Below are 18,381 nucleotides of genomic sequence, written 5' to 3'. Positions count from 1 at the left end.
TTGCTAGAAAATGCAATTACGAGAACCAATGTTTTTAGCTTTTGACCTCAATATTTTTTCCCATTTCCTGTAGTGGCTCAGGATCAACACTTTGATCATTTGCTGTTAAGTCAATTCCAAAATCCTTAGCGAAAACCATGTGGGTTTCACTAAGAGTGCCTTCTGTATTTTCATCTAAGTTGAATACTCTGGCTCCTCGAAGTCTATTTCTTTCAGATCCTGGTAAACCATATGCGCCAAACCCTGTGCTACTGGAGTAGCCAAGTAAAATTCCATAATAATTACCCATATAGTTATTGACATGATCATGACCGCAAAAGACGCCCTTTACATCGCCTCTCTCTAGCATAGCCGAAAACAAACCACTGTTGACTGGTCCTGGGCATTCCTCTTCATTTCTTTCTCCTACTATATTGTGCTTTTTAACAGCAAGGGCATGGTTAGCATCAGTTCTCTCATCAACGCTTGCGTACCACATATATCGATGTTCCCAAAGAGGGATATGTATGAACACGAGCGAAGGAACTTTATATCCCCATTGCTTCTCAATTCTCTTTGATGTTTCATAATACCAGCTTACCTGATTAAAGCGGAGCCAATCCCATGAGGGGTATCCTTTAAAATCCTGACCAGCAATGGTTGTTGGCGCATACCTACCACTATCAAACAGCCAGAGATTGAAAGCTGCTTTGTTACCACTAGAGTTCTTGATGATAAGGTTCATGTTCCCAGTTCCAGTAACTCCTTTTGGCCCTGGCTGATTCATATTATATTTATAGGACATGTAAATTCTCAACATGTCTTCTTCATTGAGCCCACTTTGAGGGGTAGAATCTTCATCGTGGTTCCCGAATGTAACCGCCCACTTGATACCTCTTTTTTCCATCGGTTGGGCAACATTGTTAATCGCTTGTTTCATCTCCAAGGGAGTAGCGCAACCACCAGAAATGTTATCTCCATTAAGCACTACAAAGTCGGGTTTTTCGGTATCGAGGACTTTCTCCATCAGCTGAATGGTGCGTCGATCAATGCGTTCATCATCTTGTGTATCATTAAACTGAACAATTTTGAACTTTCCATCCGGTTTAAATTGGAGTGTGACATTATGCTCCAATTTTTCTGCATGAACCGTGCTGCTAAATAAATCGACCGGAATTCCCGCTGTTGCAGCAGTAAGGGCAAGTGCACCTAAACCACCCTTTTTAATAAAGTCCCGTCTATCTATACCAATTTGTGAATCTACATTATTCATAAAAAAGAACCTCCATTCTAACATAGTAATGTACAGGTTAATAATAGAGAATAAATGTTGATTGATTGTGAATGTTAAGTAAAATGTAAGTAAAATCGAAAAATTATAAACAAGGAGTAGTGTTAATTTTTACCTTTATAAAATTAAGAACCACGATCTTTTTCGTGATATTTTAAATACTGTCATTTTCCTGATTTTTTCAGGAACATTGGACAAGGTTTTTTCCATACTCTATTGTATCAATACATGAGGGTGTTCATTATGAGAATTGATAGGCAAATACAAGCTCCTCCACAAACAATGATTGGTCAAGCATGGACCGGCAGACATGTGATCTTGCTTCACTGTACAAATAATAATCAATTTATTAATCTTTATAAAAGTTTTCATGCACCAATTGAACCTCCACGTCAAAATTGTGCAGAAACATTGTCACAATTACTAAGTATCGGTTATCGTCTTATGGCGATTACTCCTATTTCAGCAAATGAAATTCAATATTTTTTGGTACTTGGAGATTAACGATACTATAAAAATGACCCCCGCTCCTTAGAGATAGGGTCATTTTTCGTCCCCTCATTATTCTTGAATTTTCTATTGACAAAGTTATTGAATACTACTAAAATTAAAAATTATTTAACAATAATTTAGTTTGTGAGATTTTATGCTTTGGTGTATAGTTTTTTTAGCGGGGGATATGGACCTATTGGTTCTTCGATACAAAATTTAATAATAAGCAAGCTATGATTGCTATGGGTCAAACTATAGCAGGAGCAGCTTCTGGAGAGACCGCAGGAAATCTGCGGCGCCGAAGGGTTCACAATCTCAGGCAAAAGGACAGAAGAGTACGTATTTTATTTGTTATTCTGACAAAAGAGTAATAAATATTATTTGTTATTCTTATAACCTTGAGATTGGAGCTAATCCAATCTCTTTTTTTATGGTCTTTAACCTTTTGTTTTCATCTATTCACAAGTGAAATAACCCATAAACAAGGAGGAAATGAAAGTGGCACAACAAGAATTAAAAAGAGATTTAAAAGATCGGCACGTACAACTGATCGCGATTGGAGGTACGATTGGTACAGGTTTATTCCTAGGTTCGGGAAAAGCAATACAGTTAGCAGGACCATCGATCATATTTACTTATTTAATTGTAGGTATTGCCTGTTTTTTTGTTATGAGGGCACTTGGAGAGCTACTGCTATCAAATGCTGGCTATCAATCATTTACGGATTTTGCAGAAGAGTACATAGGACCGTGGGCAGGTTATGTAACCGGATGGACGTATTGGTTTTGTTGGATCATGACTGCCATGGCTGATATTATTGCCGTTGGTGTATACGTGCAATATTGGTTCGATATTCCACAATGGATCCCTGCTTTAGTTTGTTTAATTGTCTTATTGGGTTTGAATTTACTTACTGTAAAACTGTTTGGAGAGTTAGAGTTTTGGTTTGCCTTAATCAAAGTGATTACCATTCTTGCTTTAATCATAATAGGGGTCATATTACTAGTGATTGGGTTTCAAACGGATGCTGGAACGGTTACAGTAAAAAATCTGTGGGGACATGGTGGTCTGTTTCCGAATGGGATTTCAGGTTTCTTCTTATCTTTTCAGATGGTTGTTTTTGCCTTTGTAGGTGTTGAATTAGTAGGTGTTTCGGCAGCGGAAACATCCAATCCACGAAAAAATATTCCATCTGCGATTAATAAAATACCTTTACGAATTCTATTTTTCTATGTGGGCGCCCTGATCATCCTTTTATGTATCAATCCTTGGACGCAACTGAATGCAGCAAATAGTCCATTTGTAAAGACGTTTAGCCTAGTAGGAATTCCAATCGCGGCAGGAATTATTAATTTTGTTGTCTTAACATCAGCAGCATCTGCCTGTAACAGTGGATTGTTTTCAACAAGCCGAATTTTATTTAATTTAAGTGGTCATAAACAGGGACCAGCAAAATTTGCCAAATTAAATAAAAATCATGTACCAAGTAATGCATTATTTATATCTGCTTTTGTACTTTCAACTGGTGCTCTGTTAAGTAAGCTGGTTCCAGAGCAAGCTTTTGGTATCGTGACAACAATTAGTGCGATTTGCTTTATATGGGTTTGGAGCATTATTTTAATTTGTCATTTGCGCTATCAGAAATCACGCCCAGATTTACGTGAAACGTCGATATTTAAAGCTCCATTTACACCATTTATAAATTATGTTGTCCTCACGTTATTTGCACTGATTCTTATTATTATGCTTTTTGCAGAAGCCACTCGTGTCGCTTTATTATTGACACCAGTATGGTTCATACTTTTATTGACATTTTATTCAGTTCGAAGGAAAAAGGAAAAAGATCTAAGAATATCTGCATAATCGTCAATCTTGAATACGTCCCTTTTTACGATAAAACAGAGTAAGGTTTCATAGGTTGGGTGTTATCCTAACGTCTCAAAACATACACTCTTCATAATGATGTTTTAGATTTTAGACAGTGAGGAGATGGCGAAATGAAATTTGAGATGCAAAAGGCGAATTTGCTTGCTGAAAATATCAATGGTTTTATAAAATATGTTCAAAAAAGCCATGCCAATAATAACAGCACCAGATTTACACCGGATAAATTGTATCAAATAAAACTTCTTAATGAAGAATATAAGTTTCAGATCCTAGCAGATGAACTTAATAGAATTAATCAGTTTGATTGGGATGGAAAGTATACGCATTATTTAGTGGATCAATTTAAAGAAGGGCTCAAGATCATTGAGGAATATGTTAAAAATAATTATGATGATTTATTTCTGTTAACAGGCAGACTTTACACGTTAAAGAGCCTTAGTGAATCATTTACTAGAATGGAATAATGTGAAACGGATTCTTCCTTAAAAAGTTGTTACTAGCTATTTCTTATTGTCACCTTAATTTTGTCATGTTACTATTAGATGAAATTAAATTCCTTTAAATTGGTCCAGAGAGGCCAAAAAGGCGAAAGTAAACTTCATATATACTTTATTACGTATATGAATGCTCTTTTGTCCTTTGGATGAAGGGGCATTTTATTTTTGCCAACTATCTTTTAATCATAGTCCTGTGAGGCTTGAAAGGAGAACGACAGAAATGGATTATCGTAAAAAAACAGTAGTCGCATCAGTAGCAGGCCAATCGAAGTTCGCAGTACAGCAACCAACACCATCTTTAACTTTGGTAGAGCCTTAGGCGGATTATCTCCTATTTTAGTAGGATATATCCTGCAGAATGCAAACGTTTCAGTAGCAATGGGGTATCTAGCATTACTCTACTGTATCTCCTTTATCGCAATGGTTAGTTTGAAAAAAGGAAAAACTACTCAAGAGTACAACCAATCATTTTCTAAAACAGTTGAAAATTAACGCATAATTAAAGAGAGAAGACTAGCATTTTGCTTGTCTTTTCTTTTTTTTGTTTTTGGTGGAAAAGTAGTATATTATGGAAAAATATGAATCTAGCATGGTAAAATGTAATTATAAAATATTGGAAATAAATAAGTTGGGAGAATAAAAGAATGAAATCAAGCATTATAAAAGCAGTACTTTTGACTTGTTTAATACTCTTGGGGTTGTCATATAATGAAGTTTCTGCTGAGATGACCTGGCCTGCCAAATGTACATCCTTGGGTGTAGTTAAACCAAATCAAAACCCTTCTCCACAGCAGATCAACTGCATGCTCACAAACGCTGCTTTAGCGGCAAAAATTCCTCCCGAAGTGGTAAAAGCTGTAGCTGCACAAGAAAGTGATTGGCGACAGTTTAAGGATGGGAAACCGTTTATCTCAGATGATAACGGAATTGGTATCATGCAAATTACGAATCAAGCAAGCTATAATCCTCAGAAATTGAAAGATGATATTACCTATAATATCCAAGCCGGTGTTGAAATTCTTAATGGTATGTTTCATCGCTCCGACCTGCCAAAAATAAAGGGGATCGGACCAGAGGTGATTGAAAATTGGTACTTCCCAGTAATGGCTTATAACGGAACTAAGCCTGTAAACAGTCCACTATTTCAATCTACCGGTAAGAAAAACACGAATGCCTATCAGGAAAGTGTCTTTACTCGGATTCAACAAGACAGCTTTTTAGGTGGTACTTACTTAGGGCAATTTCCTTTCAAAACAGCTGAGTTTTATTATGATCCAAACAGCGACAATAATATTGTATTTAAGAAGATGGAATATACACTTACTACCCAGATGCATGCTTCAACCCAACTTTTTCATAAGGGAAATAAGTTAGCGGTAACAGTAGATGGTTTAAAATTAAGGTCCAAACCAAGTAGTTCATCCTCAAGTTTAAAACAATTTGCAAAGGGTACACCACTAATCATTGAAGGGGATTTTGGATACGATCAAACTTTAGACAAGGTAAACCAATTTGTCTGGTATCGTGTCAAAACTACAGATCAAAAATTAGCAGGTTATGTTTCCTCTGCTTATATTATAAAAAAGTTAGATGCTCCTATTGTCAGCACTGTCGATGATAATGACTTATCTATATCTGGAAAAACGGCTGGGAATGTTAGAGTTCAAATAATGAAAGGGACTAAGTTGATTAGCAGCACCGTATCTAATACAATTGGGAACTTCAAGGCGAATATTCCTGCACAAAAAGCAGGGACACAACTGACGGTTGCCTATAAAGATAAATTGAATGCACTAAGTCCTTATACAAGAATCGTAGTATTAGATAAAACTGCGCCGAAAGTACCGAGTGTCAACAAGTTAACGAACAAGGCAGTGACTGTGACGGGGAAAACTGAAGCATACGCAACTGTGTCTGTAGTAATAGCAGGTAAAACATATAGAGGAAAAGCTGATAAGTATGGTAACTACAAAGTAACCATACCGGCACAAAATGCAGGAACCAAATTTTCAGTCACCGCAAAAGACAGCAAGGGAAATGGAAGTAAAGCTAGGATAATATCAGTCGTAAAAGTGGCACCGAACCAACCTATAGTTAAAAAGGTCCGCAACAATTCTACAACTGTCTATGGAAAAACCGAGAAATATGCAACCGTAACAATAAAAATCGGAACGAAAAAATACACAAAAAAAGCAAATGTTTCCGGGGATTTTAAAGTGAAGTTACCGAAGCAGCGGGCAGGTAGAAAATTATATGTGTATGCGAAAGATACAAAAGGTAATGTAAGTGCAACAAGGACAGTAACAGTTTCAAAATGATTAAATTATTCTCCCAAAGTGGGAAAATAAGAAATAAAAAAGCCGGTTCAGTTTGTTTTTCACTAACGGCTGCTTGAGTTCCAGAAGGGTTGCTACGGCGATCCTTTTTCTTATGGAGTAAACTGACAGAATTTGTTCAAAATGACTGCTTGCAAATGACCTTATTTACAGTGTACTTTAAAGTAGAAAACAAAAGTCGAAAAATTATTCCAACATTAAAGTATAATATGGAATAATTACTAATTTAATTCTGCGCTTACTTAAAATGTAGATGTTTGTATGGAACAGTCATAAAAATAATGGTCATGATTCTCTTCCTTATATTTCTGGATTCAGACATAGATTCGAATATGAAAGGTAAAAAAGATGAATATAATAAAGGATTTTTTGCTGCAACTAACACTTATGGTCTTACCCATATTTACTTACTATACTTTTATTACGGAGTGGGTAAAGAGTAGTAAAAATAGGAACGTAATCATGTCTATTTTGTGGGGAATATCCATAATATTTTGCATGTCCTTTCCAGTAGAATTTGGTGAAAATGCTCGTTTAGAGTTAAGAATTATTCCTCTCTTATTAGGGACCCTATACGGAGGAGTTTGGCCCGGCATCTTCCTATCGGCTCTTATCATCCTTTATCGACTTTATTTTGGGATCAGTGTAGGATTTTATAATACTTTGCTTGTCTTATTATTCTCACTGCCAGTTATCTTGTTTTTTCAAAAATCGTTTGCAAGTTCGAAAAAAGATAAAAGGGTTAAAATTGCAGTTGGTCTAGCCTTTTACTACTGTCTTATTGGCCTTACTTTTTTTGGTATTCTAAGAGGTTTTTCCATAGAGTATTTGAAAGTACAGATCATTCATCTTGTCTTCGCGGTGGTAGTTACTTGGTTCTTCACTATTTTAACTGAAACAATCAGAGAGATTCACAAGTTGCGATTAGAGATGGAAAACTCGGAGAAATTACGAGTGATAAGTGAGTTAACAAGTGTTTTCGCTCATGAAATTAGAAATCCGATGCAAGTGACGCGTGGCTTTCTGCAACTTCTAAACGAGCCTGACTTGCCAAGTAAAAAGAAGGAATATATCCAATTATCCATTGAAGAACTAGATCGCGCCAATGAAATTATTAATGATTTTTTATCTTTTGGAAAACCCTCAATGAATAACTATGGAAGAATCGACGTAGGTTATCAGTTACATCGCATAGTGAATATCATTCAAAGCTACTCCTTGAACCATAATGTTGAGATCAAAACTGATTTTTTGGATAACTGTTGGATATATGCAAATCCTCAAAAATTAAATCAGTCTTTGATCAATATTTTGAAAAATGCAATAGAGTCTATGCCGAATGGTGGAATGGTTTGGATTAGATGTACTTCAACTGATGATGGATATATAAAGATTAGCATAAAGGACCAAGGAATTGGTATGACAAGAGAACAAATTAATAGGCTTGGATCTCCGTTTTATTCCTTAAAGGAAAGTGGGACCGGACTAGGAATGATGGTAAGTTTTCAAATAGTCCGTTCTTTCAAAGGCAAAATACGAGTGAACAGTGAAAAGGATATGGGGACAGAATTTATTATTCTATTACCCCAGATAACCTAATGTGAGAGGACATATGCCAAACTTTATTTATATCTCCACCCATCACAGGTGCTTAGAAAATGTAAGTCATTCTCCCAACAGACTCCCTATTATACCAATCATTTAAATCACCAACTGAAACATAGCGGTCAAAATGTCCTGGAATTTTAATAGTTATTAGAACACAGCAGGTACATATACCTGCTGTATTTAATTTTCCTCTTTAGTAATTTCTTTCAATGACAAAATGGGCCAAATCCCCACGATAGATTGTTTTTGAATATTCAATGATTGAACCATCAAGAAGATAGGCAAATGTATCAAGTGCAAAGCAGGGGTCACCAACACTGATATGAAGTTTGTCAGCTGCCTCCTGATCGGCAATAAACAATTCAAGCGTTTCAACGGTCTTGTTTATTTTTAAACCAAATTGGGTTTCCAAAAGTTTATATAATGAATTTTCACAACCCGGTTTATTTAAAGCCGGGGTTTTATACCAGGGTAAATAGGCTGTTTCAAACTGGATTGGTTCTTCATTAACATAACGGATCCTCTCGAGCGCATTAACCGGTTCTCCTTCTTGAATCTTTAATTGTTCACTAAGATACTCATCGGCAGGGATAACTTCTAATTGTATTACTTTAATTGATGGTTTCTTTCCTTGCATCGAAATTTGACTCGAAAAGTGGTCCACTGTCGTTGTTAAAATTTGTTTTACTTTATTTGCGGACACAAAGGTTCCACTTCCCCGTTTGCGATAGACGTAACCTTCCATGGTAAGTTGTTGTAAGGCAGTTCGTACGGTTGTCCTGCTTACTCCATATTTCTCGCAAAATTCAGCCTCAGTCGGCAATTGGGAGTCCGGTTTATATTCCCCGTCGTTAATCAATTGAATAATAGCATCCTTTACCTTAAGGTGTAGAGCACTTCCGTCTTTCGCTTCTTCTATCATAATGGACTTCCCCCTCAATACTTATAGATTATCAAAAAAAGGCTCTTAAATGTACTGTAAAAATACAATTTTTTATATTTGTAATAACAAATTTAAAAATTAGTAACAAATTAATAAAATTGTATTGTAAATATTCTGAATTGTAATTACAATAAGGTTATAAAATGTAATCGCTTTCTTAAGGGGGATATGAATGAAGATTTTATTATGTTGTTCCGCAGGTATGTCTACGAGTCTATTGGTTTCTAAAATGGAGGGAAGTGCCAAATCTCAAGGGATTGATTGTGAAATTTGGGCAGTAGGTACTACTGAAATAAATGACCAGATTAACAAGGCTGACGTGCTGCTCCTTGGTCCACAAGTTCGCTATATGCTTCCTCAGCTTAAAAAGGCTGGAGAAAAGAAGGGTATTCCGGTAGAGGCTATTAACCCGCAGCATTATGGGCTTTGCAATGGAGAAGAGGTTTTGAAGCAAGCGATTAATCTAATTAAAGGGGAGTAGATAACATGATGAATTTTATTGATAAATTTATTATGCCTTTTGCAAATAAGCTTGGTAACAATAGACATCTTCTTGCCATCCGTGATGCTTTGGTGGGAATGATCGCGATTACCATGATTGGTTCGTTAGCAGTCCTTTTGAACAATCTTGGAAATGTACCAGGTATTGGAAAATATTACAAAAAATTTATGATATCTCTTTTCGGGGAAACGTGGACAACATTGGGTGGAGATATTTGGTGGGGCACCCTTGCCTTCATGACCATATTTGCGGTTTTCGGGATTGCGAATAAATTGGCAAAGTCTTACGGGGACGATGGGTTTGAAGCGATGCTAGTAGCTGGTGCTGCCTTCTTTGTTCTGATTCCTCAAGTTGCCAACGTATCGATTACTCCAGAGGGAGGAGAGGCAGTTACCGGTGGCGAGTGGGGATTTATTGGCTGGAATTATTTCAATGCCACAGCCCTTTTCACTGGTATTATTGTGGCGATTGTCGCGACTGAAATTTTTGTTCGCTTAGCTAAAATCAAATTTTTAGTGATTAAATTGCCGGATGGAGTTCCGCCAGCGGTATCTCGTTCATTTGCAAAGCTCCTTCCAGGAATGGCAACCATTTTTACAATTGGGTTGTTTGGACTTATTTTACGTAAATTTATTAGTGATGGCGCTTATTTAAACGATTGGATTAATAAAGTACTAGTTTCACCTCTTACGGGTGCAGTAGACTCGATGCTGTTTGCTATTTTAATCGTATTTTTGGTACATGGATTTTGGATTCTCGGTCTTCACGGTCCAAACATACTAGGAGGAATTACAACTCCTTTAATGACCAAACTAGGACAAGAAAATGTAAATATGTATGCACAAGGTGTACAGGATTTAGGAAAATACCACATTCTTTCAGGATCCTTCTTGGATGCATTTGTGTATCTTGGGGGTTCTGGTGCCACTTTAGGTTTATTGGTAGCAATGTTTATCTCCGGTCGCAAACGAAATAAGCAATTAATAGCGTTAGGCACTCCTCCTGGGGTATTTCAAATTAATGAACCCATTCTTTTCGGATTGCCAATTGTATTGAATCCCATTTGGTTCATTCCGTTCATACTAGGACCAATAATCATGACCATTGTAGCCTATACATCTATTAGTTTAGGTCTGGTTCATCCAGTTGTTGCTGATATTCCTTGGGTGACTCCGGCGATTGTAGGAGGATTACTGGCAACTGGCGGGCATGTTTCAGGTGCAATTTTAGCGTTAGTGAATTTAATCATTTCTGTTGCTATTTATCTTCCATTTGTTATCGCTCAGGGACGAATAGAGGCAAGAAGAGAAAAGGGAGAAACATCATCCCAAGCTACTGATACCCTAAATATGTAATAGGGTATGGATTTAAAGTTTGCAACCAATAAATAATCGATCATCCAGAGGTGTGAAAAAATGAAAGAGGGTTTAAAAATTGTAACAATAGGCGGGGGTTCGAGCTATACCCCTGAACTTATTGAAGGCTTTATTAAATATCATAGCGAACTGCCAGTCCGTGAATTATGGTTGGTCGATGTTGAAGAAGGAAAGGAAAAGCTTGAAATTGTCGGTAATCTTGCCAAAAGAATGGTAGAAAAGGCAGGAGTTCCGATTAAAATCTATTTGACCTTAGACCGAAAAGAAGCGTTAAAGTCAGCAGATTTCGTAACCACTCAATTTCGCGTAGGTTTGCTGGAAGCGCGTAAGAAAGATGAGAGTATTCCATTGAAACATGGTGTTCTTGGTCAGGAAACCAATGGACCTGGAGGCTTATTTAAAGCACTTAGGACCATTCCTGTTATCCTTGATATTTGCCGGGAAATGGAAGAGGTTTGTCCATATGCCTGGCTTATAAATTTTACAAATCCTGCTGGGATGGTCACAGAGGCTGTCCTTCGTTACAGTAATATTGATAGAGTTGTTGGATTGTGTAATGTGCCAATTGGAATGGAAATGGGCGTTGCAAAACTATTAGAAGTAGACCCACACCGGGTAAGAATTGATTTTGCAGGATTAAACCACATGGTGTACGGATTAAATGTTTATGTCGATGGTGAATCCGTTAAGGATCAAGTGATTTCCTTAATTAATGATCCAGAGAAAAGCATCACAATGCAAAACATTCATGCCATGGGTTGGGAGCCTGAGTTCTTGAGGGCGTTAGATGTTTTTCCATGTCCATATCATAATTACTATTATAAATCTGGAGACATGCTTGAAAAAGAATTGAAAAATTATCAAGAAGGCGGAACACGTGCTGAGGTCGTTAAAAAGCTAGAAGAAGAGCTGTTTGAGTTATATAGAGACCCTCATTTGGCCATTAAGCCTCCTCAATTAGAGAAGAGAGGCGGCGCCTATTATAGTGATGCAGCTGTAAGGCTCATCCACTCGATGTATACTGACAAATGCGACATCCAGGCAGTTAACACCCTAAATAAGGGAGCAATCTCAAGTCTCCCATTTGATTCTGCTATAGAACTCAGCTGTATCATTACAAAAGATGGGCCGAAACCTATCGCGGTGGGCAATTTACCTATACAAGTCCGAGGACTTGTTCAACAAGTGAAATCATTTGAAAGGGTAGCAATTGAAGCGGCAATCAGCGGAGATTATGCAACAGCGTTATTGGCCATGACAATAAATCCTTTCGTACCAAGCGATCGCGTAGCAAAAATCATTTTAGACGAAATGCTCGAAGCACATAAGGAATATTTACCACAGTTTTTTAATTTAAAATAGGTGAGGAAACAGAATGGAAAATTTAGAACAAGTAATCTTTCAAATTATTCTCCATGGCGGTAATGGCCGAAGCACTGCGATGGAAGCACTGTTCGCAGCAAAGCAAGGTGACTTTGAAGGAGCAAGAGAAAAATTAAAGGAAGCAGAAAACGCATTAAATGAGGCCCACCATATTCAGACATCTCTCATCCAAGGGGAGATAAGAGGAGAAACAACAGCGGTCTCTTTGCTAATGGTTCACGCACAAGATCATTTAATGAATGCGATGACAGTGAAGGATTTGGCTGCAGAAATGGTTGAGCTTTATTATAGAATAAATTGATTTGAAAGGAAATATTTTTCCAAAAATGACAACCTTCTTGTCTGATAAAAGGTGATTAAATCATGATTAAATTAATCGTTAACGCGGATGACTTTGGGTTTAGCCATGGAGTAAACCATGGGATCATCGACAGTTATTTGTATGGAATTGTCAATTCAACTACGATGATGATGACAATGGCTGGGACCGAACATGCCATCCTATTGGCCAAAAGATATCCTAAATTGCGGGTAGGAATTCATCTCGTTCTAACATGTGGGAAACCATTAGTCGATCATGTACCATCATTGGTTGATAATAATGGCCATTTTAAATCCTTGTCTACATTTGATCCAAAAGTTATCTCATTGGAGGAACTGGAAAGAGAGTGGACTGCTCAAATCGAACGATTTATCAATGCAGGACTTACACCCACCCATCTTGATAGCCATCACCATGTTCATACATTGACAGAACTGAATCCTGTTGTTAAGAATTTATCTATAAAATTCAGACTGCCGGTAAGGAAGAATGGATTCAAATCCATTGATGGTGTGAAATCCTTCTCTGACGTATCATTGTTCGATTTCTATGGCGAAGGTGTTAAACCAGATTATTTTACAAAATTGAATGAACGTTTTAAAGCTGGTATGACAGTTGAAGTGATGTGTCACCCAGCATACCTAGATAATAACCTTTTACATGGGTCATCTTATACTTATCAGAGATTAACAGAGCTAGAAATTCTGACTTCAGTAAATTTACCCCAAAACACGATCTTAATGTAAACGGAGTTATCATCGCTTTTTTCTAAGTCACCTATAAAATTCATAGGTGACTTTTTGACATAGTTTCACGGTTAATAGAAATTTTTTGTAGATTTTGCAGGAAATTGTGAATTGTTTGTAAAAACAGAGGAAATGAGTAATAATGAGTAATAAATATTTATGAAATCCACTGAAATAATAAATCTATAATGAATGCAAAACATATCTTCAAATCGGTCGATAAAATGAATTTTCGGAAAAATAAGTTGACACCTTCAACCCAACCATGATATAAACACAATAAGAAATTTTAGCGCTTAAAAGCGTAAAAGCATTAATTAATATTGATAAATGCGTACTAAACAGGGGGAAATACTCATGGGACATCGTAGCAAAATTATTGACTGTACTATTCGTGATGGAGGATTAGTTAACAATTGGGATTTCAGTGTTAAATTTGTTCAAGACTTGTATGAAGGCCTAAGTGAAGCGGGTGTTGAATACATGGAGATTGGCTACAAAAATTCTCCTAAGCTTCTTAAGGCGACTGAGCCCAATCCATGGAGATTTCTTGACGATAACTTCCTAAAAGAAATAATCCCTGTGAAAAAGTTTACGAAATTGTCTGCTTTAGTAGATATTGGGCGTGTCGATCCCAATGACATCCTACCTCGTGAGCAAAGTGTTTTAGATATGATTCGAGTGGCATGTTATATCCGTGAAGTTGATAAAGGATTAGAACTTGTCCAAATGTTCCATGATTTGGGTTATGAAACTTCCCTAAACATTATGGCATTATCAAGTGTTCCTGAACAACAGCTGATTAAAGCGTTTGAATTGGTGAAGGCAAGCCCTGTAGATGTAGTCTATATTGTAGACTCTTTCGGCAGCTTAGAACCTGTTGATATTGAGCACCAAGTGAAAAAGTTCAATGAAATGATTCCTAACAAACAGCTGGGGATTCATACGCATAACAATATGCAATTAGCATTCGCCAATACCTTAACGGCGCTGCGAAATGGGGTTACATACCTTGATTCGTCTGTTTATGGCATGGGCCGTGCAGCAGGTAACTGTAACACAGAACTTCTCGTTAGCTACATTCAAAAACCAAGCTATGAGCTAAAGCCAGTTCTTAGAGTGATTGAAGAACATATGCTCGAAATGCGTGAAAAGTGGGAATGGGGCTATATCATTCCTTATATGATTTCAGGAGTACTGAATGAACATCCACGTGTGGCCATGGCTTACCGAGATAGTGCCGACCGTGATAAATTTGTAGATTTTTATGACAAAGTAACATCACCCGAAAGTACAGTGGCTACAGCTTTAAAATAGTTTAAATTGCTCAAGTACCTCTATCGATGGAGGTACTTTTTATTTTTTAAAATGAATAGAATGATGAAGGGATTATTAGGATTTAGAGGAATTATATTATAAAGGCTCTTTTCGTAAACTTTGTTGCTTTTGGACCTTTTTCAAGGTCTTTTACTAATAATTTGGTTTGAATTATATTGCAAATCATATATAAGACAACCTTAAGAAGAGGTAATGTGTAGTATGAATGAGGAGTTAATTAAAAATGCCGATGCAAGCTACCAGCTGGCTGAGCAGAAGGCTGCTCATTATTTTAAATCACTTTCTAGGCAGGTGGTGGAAAAGACCTATTCCCAGTCTATAACAAAAGATATCCAAACGTGGAAACATAACCATATCCATCACTATTCCTTTTTATCCTTTTTTTCGCGTCATAAGGGAAAACCTGATTCTCAAGCGTATCATAATTATATCCAATGGCTTGATTACACAGGTAAGCTAGATAATTACCTGGATCGAAGCATCTCTTATATTTTCATGCGCGATCTAGGCAAAGCCCTCGATTCGCCTGAGACACAGACAAGGATACGGCGAGTCGTTGACGATTTAAAAAAACATCTGACTGAGTCAAAAGCAGTAGATCGGAGTGTCAAAACTGAGCCATTCAGCATGGCTGGGTTGTACCGGATCGCACAGAAGAAAGGCGTCGAATCCACAATGATCTGGGTATTGAACAAACTAAAGATTGTATCTGAAAAAATTCCAAAAGAGATGGATGCAGAAAATGCCCAGCGAAAGCTCATTAAAATCATTGCTGGGGTACTCATGAATGAGATTGAAGAAATGGGCAGTGAGTTAGCACCTGAAGAACGGACACATAAACTTGATGCAGCGATTAGGCTGGGATATTCCTATGGTCTGACCTATCCATTCATAGATGATCTTCTCGATGCAAAAGTCTTAACTTCTAAAGAGGAAAAACAATATTCCGATTTGATTCGTACAACTCTTATCTCTGGAACAGTACCGGAATTGGGTGAATGGACTGGGAATAACCTAAACCTAATCCGTTATATTCATTCCGAACTTCGTGAGGCTTTTCAATATATTAAGTCACAATTACGACCAGAGACGAAAAAAAGATTTTTCGAACAAGCCTATGTGTTTTTTAATTCACAAGAAGTGGACCGCCTAAAAGATCTATCCAATCCGAATTACACAATGGAAGAGTTATACATACCCGTCATCTTAAAATCTTCTTCCTCCCGATTGATTGTCCGGTCTGTAATCAGTGCTCCTGAAGATGAAGGCTTCGACAATCGAACATTCTTTTACGGTATTTACAATCAACTCGCTGATGATTTTACTGATATGTATGATGACTTGAAAGATGGAAGGGTCACACCTTATACCTATTATTTAAAATATCATCATGAGCGCAGCGATCTTATTAATCCCTTTGAATTATACTGGACAGTAATCTCTAATTTAATCCATCATGTGTACCACTCAGATCGAAAGGCCTGTGAGGTGATTCTTGATCGGGCAATAAATGGCCTTAAGCGATACAAAGAACGCATGGGTACAGTTAAATACAATGAAGTGATGAAGCTTTTTGCTGCTGGAGATCCTAAATTCAATCGTGTTATTCAAAATATGGTACGGAAAGCTGATGATGTGGATTTCTTTGATAAATTACTAAGGGACCATATGATTACTACTTTAAAGAAAGAACGGAAAGAGAGGGAAGTTTTTTTAGACACGGTTGAAACGATTCGCAAAGAGATTAACCACATCTTAAAAATCCCTAAAATCGACAATGTAGAGCCACTAATAGATGCAGCAAATTACAGTCTGGAAGGTGATGGAAAGCGACTGAGGCCGATCATGACTTGGGTCATGGGTGTGAACGAGTATGGACTAAATAAGTCTGCCATCGTACCTCTCCTCAAATCATTGGAATATATGCATACGGCATCCTTAATCTTCGATGATCTGCCATCCCAGGATAATGCCTCTACCCGCAGGGGGCGTCCGACCCTTCATCAGGTGTTTAACGTTTCTATAGCGGAATTAACTGGTCTCCTTCTCACCCAGAAGGCGATCGAGGAACAAGCATCATTGGGCCATTTCGATTCAAAAACTGTGCTTCAATTGATCCACTATTCGGCTCAAATGACAGCAGTTATGTGTAAGGGTCAGGCGATGGACTTAGATTCTAAAGGGAAACAATTGACACTAGAACAATTGAATACGATGTGCTTTTATAAAACCGGAATAGCTTTCGAAGCTTCGCTCATCATGCCTGCGCTCCTTGCCCGTGCAAAGGAATCTGAAATAGAAGCTTTGAAAAAATTCGCCCATCATGCTGGGATTGCCTTCCAGATAAAGGATGATCTGCTTGATGTTGAAGGAGACTTAGTCTTACTGGGGAAACCAATTGGTCAAGATGCCGAAAACAACAATTCGACTTTTGTGTCAATCCTAGGTTCTGATGGTGCTAGAAAACAAATGTGGGAACATTACTGTCTTGCCATGGAATCTTTGCAAGGTGTGCCACGTAATATTCCTTTCCTAAAGCACTTATTAAATTATATTGTGAACCGTGACCATTAGGAGTATTGCCATATTGTATATTTAGAAGTTGCCGAATTGGAAGGCAACTTCCTTTTTGCTTGTAAATTAAACGATCTAGTTGCTGTAGATCATTCACCTAGTAATTTGGTACTGACAAAGTATTTTTTCTCCCAAATTCCATTCAAAAGAAAGCTTCTATGATAGTCTTTTTTATCCATTCCCTTTAACTAGTTACTCATATAAAATAATGAATAAAAAGAGGGAATGAAAGAACATTTTGAACACAGATGAAGCTTTTGACTTGTTAATGGAAGCCGGAATCACAGAAGAAGCTAGTATTCAAACAGTTAGACGCTGGTATCGTGAAAGAAAGATTAGCTATAAAGGAGCAGGTCCAAAGGGCGCCGGTTACATTCTTGGAAGTACAGATCAAGCTTTTTATTTGTTGGAGGATGCAGGCGTAGCCGAGGATACAGCTGTTCAAATCGTCCGTCGTTTATTGCGTGAAGGAAAGATTAGAAGCGTGGGTACTGGAAATCAGAAAGCTAACAATCCGCCAAATGAAACAGCCAAGCGGTTAGTTAATCGTTCTTCCAATCAGGATCAGTTCGTCCACCAATTAAAAGTAAAAATAAAGGCACAGGATGAGCATATAAAAGGAATCGAACACCTTCATCAAACCTCAGTAGCTTCTTTAAGTCAGCAAAGAGATCTATTGAATAAAGAGATTGTTAACCTAGAAAAAGAGAAAAGTGAATTACAAAAGGAAACAATGAAGTTATTAAAAGAAAATATTAGTCTACATAATGAATTAATAAAATTAAAAGAAGAGCTTTCTAAAGGAAACAAAAGTGACGTTGATAGGGCTGAAGCTGCAGCTGCTCCTCCTCCTTCTAAAACGAAGGATTATCGTCAAAAATTAGGACTTTCCAAAGGGGCGAGTGATAAGGAAGTCTTAACAAAGTATAAAAATCTATTAAAAATAACACACCCCGATCACGGCGGCAATGCGGCTGCATTTCATTTCATTAAAACTGATTATGATCAATTTAGAAATAGCATCAATATGAAATAATTTCAATTGATTCACTTGCACCTATGCACTAAATTTATACAATATCTAATCCTTTTGGTAATGAGAGTTAG

At 37.2% G+C, this 18,381-nt stretch carries 15 protein-coding genes, 1 pseudogene and 1 riboswitch; of the genes and pseudogenes, 14 read left to right on the top strand and 2 right to left on the bottom strand.

Annotated features, from left to right (window positions below; all coding sequences use genetic code 11):
* Nucleotides 1–34: 34 nt before the first annotated feature.
* The gene (locus ACJ004_RS13185) at nt 35–1,252 is read right to left on the bottom strand and encodes a metallophosphoesterase family protein (protein ID WP_410893483.1); all 1,218 of its coding nucleotides are present in this window, start codon (nt 1,250–1,252) and stop codon (nt 35–37) included.
* Nucleotides 1,253–1,513: 261 nt separating this feature from the next.
* Here ACJ004_RS13185 and ACJ004_RS13180 point away from each other — a divergent pair, with 261 nt between their 5' ends.
* The 6 genes and pseudogenes from ACJ004_RS13180 to ACJ004_RS13155 all read left to right on the top strand — a co-directional run bounded on the left by ACJ004_RS13180 (nt 1,514) and on the right by ACJ004_RS13155 (nt 8,081).
* Entirely contained in the window at nt 1,514–1,774 is a 261-nt protein-coding gene (locus tag ACJ004_RS13180) for a hypothetical protein (RefSeq protein ID WP_410893482.1), read from the top strand.
* A gap of 248 nt (nt 1,775–2,022) precedes the next feature.
* A riboswitch (glycine riboswitch) is annotated at nt 2,023–2,103 on the top strand.
* A gap of 157 nt (nt 2,104–2,260) precedes the next feature.
* The gene (locus ACJ004_RS13175; RefSeq protein WP_410893481.1) at nt 2,261–3,625 is read left to right on the top strand and encodes an amino acid permease; all 1,365 of its coding nucleotides are present in this window, start codon (nt 2,261–2,263) and stop codon (nt 3,623–3,625) included.
* Nucleotides 3,626–3,759: 134 nt separating this feature from the next.
* On the top strand, nt 3,760–4,113 hold the full coding sequence (locus ACJ004_RS13170) for a hypothetical protein (RefSeq protein ID WP_410893480.1): 354 nt from the start codon (nt 3,760–3,762) through the stop codon (nt 4,111–4,113).
* 294 nt (nt 4,114–4,407) lie between these two features.
* A pseudogene (locus ACJ004_RS13165) lies at nt 4,408–4,638 on the top strand (MFS transporter); the annotation flags it as partial.
* Nucleotides 4,639–4,790: 152 nt separating this feature from the next.
* Nucleotides 4,791–6,464 (top strand): Ig-like domain-containing protein, encoded by a 1,674-nt coding sequence (locus ACJ004_RS13160; protein WP_410893479.1) that lies wholly within the window; start codon nt 4,791–4,793, stop codon nt 6,462–6,464.
* A 366-nt stretch (nt 6,465–6,830) separates the two neighbouring features.
* On the top strand, nt 6,831–8,081 hold the full coding sequence (locus ACJ004_RS13155) for an ATP-binding protein (RefSeq protein ID WP_410893478.1): 1,251 nt from the start codon (nt 6,831–6,833) through the stop codon (nt 8,079–8,081).
* A 202-nt stretch (nt 8,082–8,283) separates the two neighbouring features.
* Here ACJ004_RS13155 and ACJ004_RS13150 read toward each other — a convergent pair whose 3' ends face one another.
* Nucleotides 8,284–9,012 carry a GntR family transcriptional regulator gene (locus ACJ004_RS13150; RefSeq protein WP_410893477.1) on the bottom strand — a complete coding sequence of 243 codons (729 nt, stop codon included), beginning with the start codon at nt 9,010–9,012 and terminating at the stop codon, nt 8,284–8,286.
* Between the two features lie 193 nt (nt 9,013–9,205).
* On the opposite strand from ACJ004_RS13150, the gene ACJ004_RS13145 reads away from it, so the two are divergent.
* The 8 genes from ACJ004_RS13145 to ACJ004_RS13110 all read left to right on the top strand — a co-directional run bounded on the left by ACJ004_RS13145 (nt 9,206) and on the right by ACJ004_RS13110 (nt 18,310).
* Nucleotides 9,206–9,514 carry a PTS sugar transporter subunit IIB gene (locus tag ACJ004_RS13145; RefSeq protein WP_410893476.1) on the top strand — a complete coding sequence of 103 codons (309 nt, stop codon included), beginning with the start codon at nt 9,206–9,208 and terminating at the stop codon, nt 9,512–9,514.
* Nucleotides 9,515–9,519: 5 nt separating this feature from the next.
* Nucleotides 9,520–10,890, top strand: coding sequence for a PTS sugar transporter subunit IIC (locus ACJ004_RS13140; protein WP_410893475.1), 1,371 nt, complete (start codon nt 9,520–9,522; stop codon nt 10,888–10,890).
* Nucleotides 10,891–10,950: 60 nt separating this feature from the next.
* On the top strand, nt 10,951–12,273 hold the full coding sequence (locus ACJ004_RS13135; protein ID WP_410893474.1) for a 6-phospho-beta-glucosidase: 1,323 nt from the start codon (nt 10,951–10,953) through the stop codon (nt 12,271–12,273).
* A 13-nt stretch (nt 12,274–12,286) separates the two neighbouring features.
* Nucleotides 12,287–12,595 (top strand): PTS sugar transporter subunit IIA, encoded by a 309-nt coding sequence (locus ACJ004_RS13130; RefSeq protein ID WP_410893473.1) that lies wholly within the window; start codon nt 12,287–12,289, stop codon nt 12,593–12,595.
* 62 nt (nt 12,596–12,657) lie between these two features.
* Nucleotides 12,658–13,362: a chitin disaccharide deacetylase gene (gene chbG / locus ACJ004_RS13125; RefSeq protein WP_410893472.1), complete on the top strand. Its 705-nt coding sequence runs from the start codon at nt 12,658–12,660 to the stop codon at nt 13,360–13,362.
* A 357-nt stretch (nt 13,363–13,719) separates the two neighbouring features.
* Nucleotides 13,720–14,679 carry an aldolase catalytic domain-containing protein gene (locus ACJ004_RS13120; protein ID WP_410893471.1) on the top strand — a complete coding sequence of 320 codons (960 nt, stop codon included), beginning with the start codon at nt 13,720–13,722 and terminating at the stop codon, nt 14,677–14,679.
* A gap of 213 nt (nt 14,680–14,892) precedes the next feature.
* Complete coding sequence (locus tag ACJ004_RS13115) at nt 14,893–17,274, top strand: polyprenyl synthetase family protein (RefSeq protein WP_410893470.1); 2,382 nt, start codon at nt 14,893–14,895, stop codon at nt 17,272–17,274.
* A gap of 268 nt (nt 17,275–17,542) precedes the next feature.
* Complete coding sequence (locus tag ACJ004_RS13110; protein ID WP_410893469.1) at nt 17,543–18,310, top strand: hypothetical protein; 768 nt, start codon at nt 17,543–17,545, stop codon at nt 18,308–18,310.
* Nucleotides 18,311–18,381 lie beyond the last annotated feature (71 nt).

The sequence above is a fragment of the Neobacillus sp. 204 genome, from assembly GCF_046562815.1.
In the GTDB taxonomy this organism is placed as follows: domain Bacteria; phylum Bacillota; class Bacilli; order Bacillales; family Cytobacillaceae; genus Neobacillus.
This window is presented reverse-complemented; position numbering and strand designations above follow the sequence as displayed.